The sequence below is a fragment of the Thiobacillus sp. 65-1402 genome (genome assembly GCF_001897685.1).
Classification (GTDB): domain Bacteria; phylum Pseudomonadota; class Gammaproteobacteria; order Burkholderiales; family Thiobacillaceae; genus Thiobacillus.
The window spans coordinates 1-12867 of record NZ_MKUG01000034.1; the positions used below are offsets into that span (position 1 = coordinate 1).

11 protein-coding genes and 1 pseudogene are annotated in these 12867 nt (G+C 59.9%); 6 read left to right on the forward strand and 6 right to left on the reverse strand.

The features are described 5' to 3' along the window. Nucleotides 1–530 (forward strand): integrase core domain-containing protein (locus tag BGO62_RS02870; RefSeq protein WP_296639116.1); only part of this gene is annotated, 530 nt, incomplete at its 5' end. A 335-nt stretch (nt 531–865) separates the two neighbouring features. Here the strand turns inward: BGO62_RS02870 and BGO62_RS02875 are convergent. The 5 genes and pseudogenes from BGO62_RS02875 to radC all read right to left on the reverse strand — a co-directional run. Further along, nucleotides 866–1732 (reverse strand): annotated as a pseudogene (locus BGO62_RS02875) (IS3 family transposase); the annotation flags it as partial. A gap of 589 nt (nt 1733–2321) precedes the next feature. Beyond that, nucleotides 2322–2630 (reverse strand): hypothetical protein, encoded by a 309-nt coding sequence (locus tag BGO62_RS02880; RefSeq protein WP_296639118.1) that lies wholly within the window; start codon nt 2628–2630, stop codon nt 2322–2324. A 269-nt stretch (nt 2631–2899) separates the two neighbouring features. Further along, on the reverse strand, nt 2900–3205 hold the full coding sequence (locus BGO62_RS02885) for a DUF736 domain-containing protein (RefSeq protein ID WP_296639119.1): 306 nt from the start codon (nt 3203–3205) through the stop codon (nt 2900–2902). Nucleotides 3206–4051: 846 nt separating this feature from the next. Then, nucleotides 4052–4879: a DUF932 domain-containing protein gene (locus tag BGO62_RS02890; protein WP_296639121.1), complete on the reverse strand. Its 828-nt coding sequence runs from the start codon at nt 4877–4879 to the stop codon at nt 4052–4054. 571 nt (nt 4880–5450) lie between these two features. Next, a complete protein-coding gene (gene radC, locus BGO62_RS02895) occupies nt 5451–5957 on the reverse strand; it encodes a DNA repair protein RadC (RefSeq protein ID WP_296639123.1) in 507 nt (168 codons plus the stop codon). Between the two features lie 497 nt (nt 5958–6454). Between radC and BGO62_RS02900 the strand changes: the two genes are divergently transcribed. The 5 genes from BGO62_RS02900 to BGO62_RS02920 all read left to right on the forward strand — a co-directional run bounded on the left by BGO62_RS02900 (nt 6455) and on the right by BGO62_RS02920 (nt 11992). Next, the gene (locus tag BGO62_RS02900) at nt 6455–7273 is read left to right on the forward strand and encodes a type IV toxin-antitoxin system AbiEi family antitoxin (RefSeq protein WP_296639125.1); all 819 of its coding nucleotides are present in this window, start codon (nt 6455–6457) and stop codon (nt 7271–7273) included. Nucleotides 7274–7302: 29 nt separating this feature from the next. Further along, nucleotides 7303–8139: a nucleotidyl transferase AbiEii/AbiGii toxin family protein gene (locus BGO62_RS02905; RefSeq protein ID WP_296639126.1), complete on the forward strand. Its 837-nt coding sequence runs from the start codon at nt 7303–7305 to the stop codon at nt 8137–8139. Nucleotides 8140–8149: 10 nt separating this feature from the next. Then, on the forward strand, nt 8150–9901 hold the full coding sequence (locus BGO62_RS02910) for an AAA family ATPase (RefSeq protein ID WP_296639129.1): 1752 nt from the start codon (nt 8150–8152) through the stop codon (nt 9899–9901). Continuing rightward, nucleotides 9898–11676 carry an ATP-dependent helicase gene (locus tag BGO62_RS02915; RefSeq protein ID WP_296639131.1) on the forward strand — a complete coding sequence of 593 codons (1779 nt, stop codon included), beginning with the start codon at nt 9898–9900 and terminating at the stop codon, nt 11674–11676. The genes BGO62_RS02910 and BGO62_RS02915 overlap by 4 nt, the downstream gene beginning before the upstream one ends. A gap of 91 nt (nt 11677–11767) precedes the next feature. Beyond that, the gene (locus BGO62_RS02920) at nt 11768–11992 is read left to right on the forward strand and encodes a hypothetical protein (RefSeq protein WP_296639133.1); all 225 of its coding nucleotides are present in this window, start codon (nt 11768–11770) and stop codon (nt 11990–11992) included. Nucleotides 11993–12057: 65 nt separating this feature from the next. On the opposite strand, the gene BGO62_RS02925 is transcribed toward BGO62_RS02920, so the two are convergent. Continuing rightward, entirely contained in the window at nt 12058–12498 is a 441-nt protein-coding gene (locus BGO62_RS02925; protein WP_296639135.1) for a helix-turn-helix transcriptional regulator, read from the reverse strand. Nucleotides 12499–12867: the final 369 nt, after the last annotated feature.

Here is a 12867-nt window from a genome sequence, read left to right on the forward strand (position 1 = left end):
AGCCGTTGGGGCGGCCTCTGTCCGCCAACCAGGTCTGGTCGATGGACTTCGTGTTCGACCGGACGGCCGAAGGGCGTGTCATCAAGTGCCTGACGGTGGTGGACGACGCCACGCACGAGTCGGTTGCCATCGTGCCCGAACGCGCCATCGGCGGCCACGCGCTGACGCGCATCCTCGACCGACTCGCCCTGGAGCGAGGCTTGCCGCAGGCGATCCGCACCGACAACGGCAAGGAGTTCTGCGGCCGGGCGATGCTGACCTGGGCACATGCGCGTGGCGTGAGGCTGTTTCTGATCCAGCCTGGCAAGCCCAACCAGAACGCCTACATCGAATCGTTCAACGGTCGCTTGCGGGACGAGTGCCTGAACGAGCACTGGTTCGTCAGCCTGGCGCATGCCAGGACGGTGATCGAGGCGTGGCGGCGCGAATACAACGAGGAGCGACCTAAGAAATCGCTGGGTGGGCTGACGCCTTCGGCCTACGCCAGGCAACTGGCCGGCAAATCGGCTACATTAACCCCCGGACTCTAAAGCCGAGTGCTACTGAAAACCGGGGGGACGTCGGATCAGTATTTCCTGATTGCCATGGTATAAAAATCCGTTGGGGGAATGTTCAGCGGAAAAGTCCGCTGCCCGGGCTTGACCGATGCAACGATAGAGGAGGGCTGCGTGTGCATGCTGTCGTCGTTGATTGGACTTAATCGCCACTCCCCTGTGTGGCGAATGATAATCATTACTATTTACAAGTCAAGTTTATCCACAAGTTTTTTAAAGATAGATGAGCATGGAATCAATAAAACCCGTCTGAAAAGGCAAGCATGGCGAAAACGCGGACAACAAAGGGGCCACGGTGGAGTTACCAGGATCTAGTGGACACCTGATCTCCGGCCGCGATGCGTCGCTTCGAACTCATCCGGACTAACGCCGCCGAGATAGCTATGCCGACGGGTTGAATTGTAGAACCCGTCTATGTACTCGGCTACATCCTGGATGGCGGTTTCTCGGTTGGCGTATATGCGCTTCTTGATACGTTCCTTCTTCAGACTACTGAAGAAGGATTCCGCCACGGCGTTATCCCAACAGTTTCCTCGCCGGCTCATGCTCGGCTCAAGATGGTTAGCTTTGCAGAAACGTTGCCAAGCATCGCTCCCATACTGAGTCCCTTGATCTGAGTGGATCAAGGCCTTTCGGGGTCGCCGGCATCGAACGGCTTTCGTGACTGCATCCAGAACCAACTCCCGGTGGATCGTCGGCTTAGCGGCCCAACCAACGATCTTGCGCGAAAAAAGATCCATGACCACAGCCAGATAAAGCCAGCCCTGCCAAGTTCGAATGTAGGTGATATCCGTCACCCAAGCCGCGTTTGGCTTCGATACCGTGAACTGACGTTGTAACAGGTTGGGTATCAAGGCTGACGGCTTGGCCACCGAGATATGTCGCGTGCGGTAACCATGCAATGCCCGCAACCCATTTTCCCGCATCAGTCGCGCAACCCTATGCTTGCTGCACGTTTCTCCACGCTCACGCAGATCTAGCAGGACTCTAGGGGCGCCATAAATGCCATGACTGGCAATGAAAGATGCACGAATGAGTCGGAGAAGGCGTGCATCTTCCTGAGCGCGTTCAGATATCGGCTGGTGAAGCCACGCATAGTACCCGGCACGCGCAACGCCTAGAATCCGGCACATCACTTGGATGCTGAATTCATTTCGATGCGCTTCAATGAACTTATAAGCTTTCCTGACTTTGCTTGGAGCCTTGTGCGCAGACATGGCAACCCTTCCCAGCTATATGTTCAAGATGCTAGCCCTGTCCAAGGAAAACTGGTAACTCCACGGTTTCGATTTTCCAGTCGCAAAGCGGCTGCTAATGAGAAATTTGAACGGCTGGCACCGGATAATCGGACGGTCACAGTCGAACCTTTGGCTGACAGCGCCAGTTTGAGCCTAGGTCTGCAAAGCAGCCGTTCTAGGGAAGTCAAAGGCCAAGCACGAGCGGCTGATTTGGTCGGCGGAGCGGACGTAGCCCGCATCGGTTGAATCCGCAGGGGTGGACCAGCCGCTCAATAGCGCCGGTGTAGCGTTTCACGGCCGTCTCTTCGGCCGAAATATGCCCAACACCAAACTGGCCCGTTGCCAGCTAGCTGCCTTTACGGGTCTCCGTGTGAGCCAAAGCTAACTGCCAGGATTTCCGAACCGAGATGAATGAACTGTGTAGCACAAGCTTGTGCGTTTACTGTGGCTGATGGCCGGACGGTCGCGGCGATTCCCCTGAAGGTCTCTCTTCCTGGCCGATAAGCGTCTGTCTGACGAAGCTGCCGACCTAGCGGGTTCGGGCGCCTTTCACAAACTCGAGCGAGGTCTGAAACAGCTCGAGATCCTTCTCGTACTCAGCCGCCTCGGCGCGGTCGATTTGTACCCATTCCCTAGTGCTAGCCATACCGCCGGGCTGAAACGGGACGACGTCGCCCCTTGAGAACTGCAGTTCGGTCGCGGTAGCGGCGGGCAGGCGCAGCCCGACGCCGCTACCGCTGATGCAGGCGAACATCTTGTCGCTGACGAAGTAGGCATCAAGGCCGCTGATTTTTCTTGCGCTGACGCCAGGGAGTTTGAGAAGCAGAGCGTCGATCAATGCCTTGCGGCTGGATTCGGGTGTATCAGTATTCAAGGAGGGTCCGCCGGGGTTGTCATGAACCGAGTCATTGAATCATAAAGACAAGGTCCATGTGGTTAATCCTGGAAGTCAGAGTGCGCTCCAAGTCAGGTGCATGCATGCAATCGTTCCGGCTTGCACCGTTTGCATATCGTGATCGTAAGATCAACGCCTTGACGGTGGGGCCTGTGAATCAAAGCCTTCGCAGAAAACGCCCCGCCGCATTGGCGGGGCGCCGAGGGCGATGATCAATCGCCCTTGCTGCGCGACCAGATCAGGTTGTGCACTCCATCCTCGCCCTCGACCAGACGGGCGTAGATGGTCGCCGGGAACGACGGATCATCTAGGGTTGCCGACAAGTAGGGCCGTTCCGCCTTGCTGATTTTCTTCCATGCCGCGCCGATCTCGAAGTTGCCGGCGACGATGCGGTAGTTGGGAGCGTTCTCGCTCTCCCCGGTGTTCGGGACGAATTTGACCTTGACGTTGAGCGTCAGGGTGCGAACCGTGCCGGTGAAGCTGTCGTTCTGTGCGGTGAAGGTGCCAATGTTTGCCATGATGAATCTCCTTTTGGTGGTGCAAGGTCGCGCCCATCGCGGCCTTGTCGGTGATCCGATGGGTGAGGGTCGGGCGGGCTGCATCGCGCAGCGGCCGCAACAGCGTGGAGGACCGGGAGGAACAAGAAATTTGGTTCGCGAGGAAGGCACGTAGTGCCGGGGAAATTTGTTGGGCTGGACGGTTGCAGCCATGAAGCCCGAGGCGTAGCCGCTGCCTCGCCAGGATTCACGACAAGCCAAGGCCGCCGTTGGGTGCGACTCCATCCGAAAGGCAGTATGGCTCTGGCATCTCCGCACAGAAGCGTCTCCGGTACGCACCCCATCGCAGTCAAGGTCAGTCCGAATCACCCGGGATGAACGCCCCTTGTGCATTGACGCAGGTTTGATCGTTCGTAGCGTGGTTGCGGATGGGCAGGGTGGACGGTCTGTCGATAAGCTGCTGTCGTTCGTGGCGACCTGCCCGCCAGCGTCGGGGGCGCGCGCTACTGCACAACTGGCGCAGCAAGGTTTGTCATACTACGCCGCCCAGCCTTCGGCTGGGCTCGCATCGAGGGAAGGATGGGTCGTTGGCTGTTAAAACGCGCGCGGCATGTGTGCCGCGCGCGACGCGCCAAAAATAGCCCCGGCGGGCAACTTGACGGGGCTTCCAGCTTACCTGGCCGAATCAGCAACCGGGGCAACTTCTTCCTTTGTTTCCGGCTCCACCGCGCGCAGCATCAGCGGCAGCCAGCCGGTTCCCAGCGCCAGCCGTTCCGCTTTGCTGGTCAGCGCTTTCTTCTTGGGTTTGGACCGACTTGCTGCGTACTCCGGCGCTGACAACTGAGGGGGGCGAAGCCCCCTCGCATGTCAGTTCTTGAGCCGCTTCATCTCTTCGGCCAGTATCCACAGCGCCCGGTTGACCTTGACGTTCTGGTCTATGCCCTGGATGGCGCGGGTGCGGTTCCTGCGTCCATTGGCCGTGCGTGTGGACAGTCCGCCCTGCACCAGATTTTCCTGCACGCGGTTGAACGTGCTCCACAGGTCGGGCCGGTCGTCGTCCCGGCGTCGAGGCCGCAGCAATTGTGTTTCCGTGATGGGCGCAGGCTTGATTGGGTCATCGTATTTCAGCGACAACGCGGCGCGGGCAAATGCCTCTGATTCGCCGTGCTTGAGCGTAATGGCGGCCATATCTTCCCGACGTTCCCGTACCAGCTCGAACCCGTCCAGCACATCGTAGGCGCCTTCGATCACCTGGCCGATCACATCGCCCTTGTGCGGGATGCGCAGGTCGGCCACGGTATCGCCGCACACCAGCCCATTGCTACACACGAAACGGAACATTCCGGCCAGCATCTGATAGCTGCTGGTGCCGTCGTGCGAGTTCAGCAGAATGATTTCGTTGGCCTCTGCGCCGTTGATCTGCGCTGCGTGGCGCAATCGCAGCATGTGCTTGGTGTGTTCGCGCTTGCCGCTATCGCGCACACGCGTCTGGCATACCATGAATGGCTGGAAGCCTTCCTTGCGCAGGGCACCCAATACCTCGCCGGTCGGGATATAGGTATAGCGGTCGGATCGGCTCTGGTGCTTCTCTTCCGCAAAGATGGAGGGAGCCACGCTGCGAATCTGATCATCCGATAACGGATGGTCGGCGCGTAAGAAGGGCGTAGCGTTGGCGAAACGGGAACTGAGTTGCATGGTATTTCTCCAGTGGTTACAGGTTGTGGTTTCAAAGCTGACCGGATTCCAAGATTCGGAGCCCGGTGTTGGCTTCGGTGGGTTCGGCGCAGTGACCTGGGCTGGTCGCCGTTGCCGCCGTCTTTCCTGAGTTCATCGCCCGCGAACAACCGGGCCGGCGAGAGACTGGCGGTCAAGGAGGAAAGCGCAGGGGGGTGCGGCCCGCAGCCGCAGGCGAGGACACGGCCCTGCGCGCCTTGACGGACAGGCACCGCTGGCTACGGTCGCGGGATCAGTGATGAAGGAGAGGGAAAGACGGATGACCGGCCTGCGGCCAGATGAGCGACGTACCCACGCCGCGCGGCGAGCGCTGCTGCGTGCCGCAGGCGCGCCTGCTGAAAATGAACACTGCGCATAGCGCGCAATCGACACCGAGTGCTGGCCGATCAGGCGCCGCCTGTTCGGCGGTCTTGTGGGGCGCCAAGCCTGCGCGGCGGGGTGGGCGTCAGCCGCCCCCTGGAGGCAAGCGCAGCGCGCAGCGTCTTCTCGAAACCAAGGACACAGCAAAAAAAGGGGGCGATGCCCCCTCGGGCTACAACAGCCCGCGCTCGGCAAACGACAGGATGGCGCTACCGGCGACGATCAGGTGATCCAGTACCCGCACGTCCACCAGCGCCAGCGCCGATTTCAGCGTCTGCGTCAGCAGCTCGTCGGCGCGCGAGGGTTCCGCCACGCCCGACGGGTGGTTATGCACCAGCAGCAGCGCAGCGCTGTTCCTGGCCAACGCCTCCTTGACCACCTCGCGTGGATACACCGATGTCTGGCTCACCGTGCCGCGAAACATCTCGACGTAGTCGATGACCCGGTTCTGCGCATCCAGATGGATGACGGCGAACACCTCGTGCTCCAGCGCCCCCAGCTTGACCCGTAGAAAGTCGCGCACCACCTGCGGCGAGGTCAGCGCTTCGCAGCCGCGCATCTGCCCGGCGAGCACACGCCGCGCAGCCTGCAACACTTCGTCGGCATTGGCCGGGCGGTAGTCGCCCGCGACATCGCGAACGAGAAGGGAAGAATCGATAGAAAGAGAAAGTTGCATCATGATCGTGCTCCAGTCCGAATCGGGCGGAATTGCCCGGAACCGGCGCAACACGACGCAGCGCAGCAGTCAGGGATCACGGACGGCCGCATGGACGCAAGCGATCAACCAAAGGGCAGGGCGCGCAGCCCTTGACGGCGAGAACGGCGTGGTACGTTGAAGGGAACAGCAAGGCCGCCCCCCCACACACTCCGCTACCCACATGGCAAGCGAAGCGCGCAGGCCCGAAGGGACGGAGGCGTCAGGGATCAAAGCCGTATGGCCGCGCCTCGGCACGAGGCGTGGGGCAATGTCCGCGAGCCCGACGGCACGATGTGCCGGAACGCCATTTTGCTTTGGATGTTTTGTCCGAAATAACACCACATTTTTCGGACAAACGAAGTGCGGTACGCATCCTCTGGGCTATCGACTTGTGCAGTCCCGGAATACAACCTCCATAGTCATCCCAACTCATACGCAAAAACCTTGGGTTTTTGTCGGTTTTTGCATATGATTCGGGAATGGCTTCCCTTGATCAATTCGTTGATGACCGGCTTCTCCATGGCCGTGCGCACTTCAACCGCGAAGAGGCGCTGGCTGCGGTCGACCTGAATCCTGATGGCCTGACCGCCGCGATCACACGGCTGGTGAAAAAACAGCGGCTGGCCAACCCTCGCCATGGCTTCTATCTGATCCTGCGTCCCGAGGACCAGATGACCGGCGCTCCCGATCCCGTGCGTTGGATCGATCCCTTGATGAAGTACCAGGGTCTCGACTATCGCATCTCGCTGTTGCGTGCTGCGGCCTTCCACGGTTCATCGCACCAGGCCGCCATGGTCTTTCAGGTAGTTGTGCCCAAGCAGTTGAGGGACTTCGAGATCGGACGCCATCGCCTCCAGTTTCTCTATCAGACGCCCAAGGCCTTCGCAAAGCTCAATCAACCCGATCAGCTCGATCGGATGAAGAGTGATGCAGGTTTTGCCCAAGTGGCCGGCGTCGAGCTGACGTTGCTGGATTGCGCACGCTACTTCCACAAGGCCGCCGGCATCAACGGCGTTGCGCAGATCGCCAAGGACATTGGAGCCAAGGCCGAGCCGCGTGTGCTTGCCAAAGCGGCCGCTGCCTATGAAAACTCGTCTGTGCGCCGGCTGGGGTACCTGCTCGAACGGGCAGGGCACACGCGACAAGCCAACGCGCTGGAACCCTTCGTCAAGAAGGCCAAGACAGCGGTGCTGCTGGATCCTGCCGTCAAGCCCCTCATTGAATCCCTTTCCGGGCTTCACGAGAAAGACGCCCGGTGGAAGCTCGTGATCAATGAACCCGTGGAGATCGACTTTTGATTCCGAGTTCCTACATCCAGGCCTGGAGCATGAAAGCCCCTTGGCCCGACGCGCGGCAGATCGAGCAGGACCTGATCATCAGCCGCGCGTTGTGCGACCTGTTCAACACGCCGATGCTGAAAGACAAGATCGCTTTTCGCGGTGGCACCGCGATCAACAAACTGCTGTTCAAGCAGCCCCTGCGCTATTCGGAAGACATCGATCTGGTGCAGACGCAGGCTGAGTCCATCGGCACGACGGTCGATGCGATCCGCGAAGCCCTGTCATGGCTCGGCAAGTGCAATCGCGAGCAGGCGGGGCATTCGATGCACCTGGTGTTCAAATTCACGCCCGAAGCTGATCCGCAGACGGCGCTGAAGCTCAAGGTCGAGATCAATACACGCGAGCATGAGCATCTGCTCGGCATCAAGTCGTATCCCTTCGCGGTGGAAAGCGACTGGTACCAAGGCGAGGCCGAGATCGCGTCCTTCGAGCCAGAGGAACTGTTCGGCACCAAACTGCGCGCATTATTGCAGCGGCGCAAGAACCGCGACCTCTTCGATCTGCACCACGGACTCGACCAGCTCGCCATGGATCGGGATAAGCTCATCGCCTGCTTCGACCACTACCTGGCGCTTGAAGGCAAGCCCATCACGCGCGCCGTCGCCGAGCAGCGTATGTTGGAAAAGCTCACACGTAGTCTGATCGAAGACATCGCGCCATTACTGCCGGCCGGCGTCCGCTTCAACGACGACGATGCGATACAGGCTTTCGAGCGCGTATGGAAGGAACTCATCGTCCGCATCAAGGGTGATGCATGGAAGCTGACCGACAAAGCGTTAGAAGAGCTGCGCACAAAAAAATATCCCGGCCTATTGAGCCGGTAAGGGAGATACCATGTACTTGGGGAGCCTGACAATTTCACGTTTCCGATCTTGCGACAATGTGACCGTCAGTCTCCGCCCCGATCTGACCGTCTTGGTCGGTGAGAACAATGGCGGCAAGTCCAACGTCGTAGACGCGATCCGGCTGCTCACCTTGCCGCTGAGCGGACGCCGGGAGCGGTACCCGGAAGACGAGGATGTACGGCGCCACGCGACCGTCCCGAACTTCCAGATCGAAGGTGTTTTCAAGGGGCTCGGCGATACGCTGAAAGGGTTGCTGATCTCGGCAGTTCCAGACCCAACCCAGGATGAAGCAGTCTTCGGCTATCGGTACGAGTCGCGGTCCGCACGCTCGCCGCGCGGCAAGACTACCGTCTGGGCCGGGCGCTTTGACACCAATGAGCCGGAGGCTGGCTCCACCGATCTGATCCGACACGTCTACCTACCGCCGCTGCGCGATGCGCATCAGGCGCTTGGCACTGGAAGCGGCGCGCGGGTCATGGCACTGTTGCGCCACTTCCTGCCGAAGGATCAAGAGCCGAATTTCCTTGCCGGTGTCAGGCGCGCGGACGACAGGCCAGACGTCCTGACGACGATGAACGCGGAGATCGATACTGCCCTGGGGATGCTGACCAATGGGGTCCGTCCGCAAACGGCGGCCCTGGACTTCGGTGCCGAAACCCTGCTCGATGTCGCCCGCGATCTGAGGTTTCGCTTGGCCGATACCGGCCTCGTGCCCGAGGACATCCGGGCTTCCGGTCTGGGCTACTCCAATCTGCTCTATATGGCTACGGTCGTCGTCGAACTGGCGAAAGCCAAGGAAGCGGACCTCACGATCTTTCTCGTGGAAGAGCCGGAAGCTCACTTGCATCCGCAGTTGCAAGTGTTGGTGCTCGAATTCCTACTGGAACAGGCTCGCCAATCGGCAGCGCGGGCCATCGAGCCCGGCAAGCCGGAAGGCCGTATCCAGATCGTTGTGACGACCCATTCGCCAAACCTGACGGCATGGGTCTCTCCACTGCATCTGGTGGTTATGCGCTCACGTCGCGGCGAAGCGAATGGAGTCATAGTGTCGGAATCGGTCAGCGTGCCCATCGCCGAACTCGGGCTCAAGCCGAAGACGCTGGACAAGATCAACCGCTATCTGGATGTGACCCGCTCCGCACTGCTGTTCGGCAACAGAGCTATCCTGGTCGAAGGGATTGCCGAGGCACTACTGTTGCCGGTGCTGGCGCAAAAGATTGTCTTGGTCGACGATGCCGACGGATGGCTCCGGTTCAAGGGAACCGTCATCGTACCGATCGAGGGTGTGGACTTCCGCCCCTATGTCGAGGTACTGCTGCGGCCGGTTGACGGCGCATGCATCGCCGACCGGCTGATCGTGATCACCGACGCTGATCCGACAGTGTTGGGGAATCGGAAGGTCGATCTTGAAAACCTCGCCGCGACCCATGGCGCGCCGCAAGCGCTGACGGTGCTGACCAATCAGCACACGTTGGAGCATGAGATTTTCGGAGCGGGTAACGAGGCCTTCTTGAAGAGTGTGTTTCTTCGGCTGCACCGCAACTCGCGTCAGGACTGGACGAACCGGATAGAGGGCGTCGCGGTTCAGGAGCGTTCCGACGCGTTCCTTAAGCTGATCGAGGCGAAGAAAACCCGCAAGGGCGATTTGGCCCAGGCCATCGCTGCACGTATTGCCGCAGGCGAACCATTTGTCGTGCCGCACTATCTTGCCGATGCGATTCGTGGTGCTGCGCAGGCATGATTGGCATTCACGGCCTGACGGCTGAGCAGGAAGCATTCGCCACGCACGTCGGCGGTGCCTTCGTACATGCCTGCCCCGGTGCCGGAAAGACCCGTACGATCATCGCGCGCCTGGCTAAGATTGCCGCCACGTTGCCGCCTCGTCGCGGCGTTGCGGTACTCTCCTTCACGAACTCTGCCGTCGATGAGTTTCGAGAGCGCTGCCGGGTTGCAGGACTCGGCCCACTCTTGAAGCATCCCAGCTTCATGGGAACGCTCGATGCATTTGTCCGGCATTTCGTGGTGCTCCCAGGCAGTGCGGCAACAAGCACGATGCGGCCGATCATCCTCGATAGTTGGGACACTCTCGGCATAGAGGTTCGGTTGTCGGGGCAATTCGCCTTCCGAGGTGATGCGGTGAGCCTGGACCTGTTCGACGCGGAAACCAACGTCATTGATCCAGCGAGAATTGGGCATGCAGGACTACGAAACCATGTGCGCCAGCATCAAGCCAGGTATCAACAGGCTGCGGCACAACGGCGACGTGGCTTGCTGCAGGCCGGCTATCTAAGCGCTGGCGATGCTCGCGTTCAGACGCTGCAGCTGATTCGTGATCCAGTGAATGGCGGTGCGCTTGGTCGCGCACTGGCGGCACGTTTCCACGAAGTCATGGTGGACGAAGGCCAGGATTGCAATCCGCTTGATCTGCAGATCCTATCGTGGCTCAGAGAGCACGGGGTGCATGTCATTTTCGTGTGTGACCCGGATCAGGCGATCTATGAATTCCGCAACGGCAATCCTGCTGGTGTTCAGATATTCAAGGAGACGTACCCCGTTGAATCACATCGAGGGCTGACAGGGAATTTTCGCAGCAGCCCTGCGGTTTGTCGGTTGGCCGCCACGCTTAGAAGCGCGGGCCACGTGGATCAGTCCGTCGGCGACACTGCGAATGTTGCGCACCCGATTTTGCTTCTCTCATACGGCGGCCGAGGACCGAGTGCGACGATCGGCCGGGCCTTCCTGGATCGGGTCGCTGAACTTGGTTTGGATTCAACTGACGCGATCGTTCTGGCGCATTCGGGCAAAGTCGCGCAGCGTGCCGCTGGTGGAGTGGTTTCCAGCGATTCGAACGGAAGCTCGCGGGTTGAGTCGCTGGCCCGAAAAGTGGCGGAGTTCTGGTCACCTGCCGCAACGGCCCGATCAAAGGAATCAGCGATCCAAGCAGTGGAGACGTTGTTGTTGGACCTCATGGGATTGCGTCAGGACAATGAGCATCTGTTACGTGCAGTCGAGCGCGGTGGAATGGATCGGCGAACGCATCGACGATGTGCGTTGAGTTTACTCATGAGCCTTCCAAAGGTGTGTGGGAATGCCGACGCTGATCGGCTCGCCTGGATTGCCTGTGTGCAGGCAGAGACGGAACGGCTGAATCTGCCTTTGCCGGCCAGAGTGACCGTGCGTAACTTCTTTAGGCGGCCAACTAACGTGCAATGGTCGCACCACCTCCAAGTCCCGGTCGAGCTCGGCCTGACATGCGCCAAGATTCACGAGGCGAAAGGCCGCGAGTACGGTGCTGTGTGCGTCGTGATTCCGCCCAATCGGGCTCCTGAAAACCGGGGTGAAGCTCTATTTGACTCGTGGGAGACCCGCACCGATGCCGAGGCCAAGCGTGTGCTCTACGTTGGCTTGACGCGCGCCCAGCATCTGAGCGCGCTTGCGGTGCCAGTCGCTTTCGCTGATCGTTGTGTCGCAGTACTGGTCGCTGGTCAAGTGCCCTACACAAGAAGGGACTTATGAGGCTCCGCGGATTGCCTGTCAATCGTCAATCTGCGTCGCCTCCGCGTCAATCGACAGCGAGTGTTTAACGCGCTGCGACCGCGAAGAAACGTTGGCTGAGGTCGACCTGAATCCTGAGGGACTGACCGCCGAGATCACCCGGCTGGTGAAAAAACGTAGGCTGGCCAACCCTCGCCATGGCTTCTATTTGATTCTGCGTACCGAAGACCCGATGGCTGGTGCTCAGATCCAGTTCCCTGATCGTCCATTGAGAAATACAAGGGAATCGATGCACGTCTTGCAGCAGCTCAGAATCGAGGATTTCAGAAGCATATAGAGCGCTGATCTGACGTTTGACAGATCGTACGCGACGGAGCCATCGGTCCCGTGTGTGCTGGTCCATCAATCCGCTTGCATTTGGTCAAGCCGTTCCTTGACCTCGCGCTTGCCCATCTTCCGGACGGCCGCAAAGACTGCGAGCTGCTCGGCTTTCGGGCGCGACGTGCCGGCTTCCCAGTTGTAGATGGTTTGGGCGGAGACGCCCACCAGCGCTCCCATCTCCCGCGCCGACAGTTCGAGCCGCGTCCGCTGCGCACGCACACCCTGCGGTTTGAACCTCAGTTTCGTTTCGGATTCCTTGTCGGCGGTAGGGGCGACATTCTTCGGCACCATTTTTTCGAGGCGTGATATTTTCTTTTCCAAGGGCTCGATGCGCCGTTTTAATGCCGCGATATCTGTGCGGTAGCGGCTCGATGCCTTCTTGAGGGTTTCGGTTTCGCTGCGAAACTGCCTGCGGACGAGTCTAGCGATTTCTTCCTTGAGCACGGATGCGATGTTCGACAATTGGGGGGGCCTCATAGCGTACTGGTAAAGGCAAATGGTACAGGGATCGGCCTCACTCAACCGCGCTGATCGACGGCTATCGCAAATTGGACGCTGACTCCTCGGCCTTTGCTACCGCCGCTGACACTGGGGACTAATGAGCGGTCGGTGTGGAGCAGCTTGCCGACTCCGGCACGAAGTTCGGGCTAAATGGCTGCCTTCGACAACGACGAGGGGCAGCACCGACCCGGAAGAGTCGCTCGGCAAGCAGCGTCATGGGGGCCGGTTCCCGGGGTTGAACCGCCGTCAAAAAAATGAGTTGGGTGCCTGGTCCTCGGCCAGAGCCGCCCCTGGAGTGCTGCTTCACCAAGGTCGGATATGCATCGCACA

Coding starts and splice junctions, on each gene's coding strand:
- BGO62_RS02885 (WP_296639119.1), bottom strand. CDS start 3,205: ATGGCAAACATTGGCACCTTCACCGCACAGAACGACAGCTTCACCGGC.
- BGO62_RS02890 (WP_296639121.1), bottom strand. CDS start 4,879: ATGCAACTCAGTTCCCGTTTCGCCAACGCTACGCCCTTCTTACGCGCC.
- radC (WP_296639123.1), bottom strand. CDS start 5,957: ATGATGCAACTTTCTCTTTCTATCGATTCTTCCCTTCTCGTTCGCGAT.
- BGO62_RS02900 (WP_296639125.1), top strand. CDS start 6,455: ATGGCTTCCCTTGATCAATTCGTTGATGACCGGCTTCTCCATGGCCGT.
- BGO62_RS02905 (WP_296639126.1), top strand. CDS start 7,303: ATGAAAGCCCCTTGGCCCGACGCGCGGCAGATCGAGCAGGACCTGATC.
- BGO62_RS02910 (WP_296639129.1), top strand. CDS start 8,150: ATGTACTTGGGGAGCCTGACAATTTCACGTTTCCGATCTTGCGACAAT.
- BGO62_RS02915 (WP_296639131.1), top strand. CDS start 9,898: ATGATTGGCATTCACGGCCTGACGGCTGAGCAGGAAGCATTCGCCACG.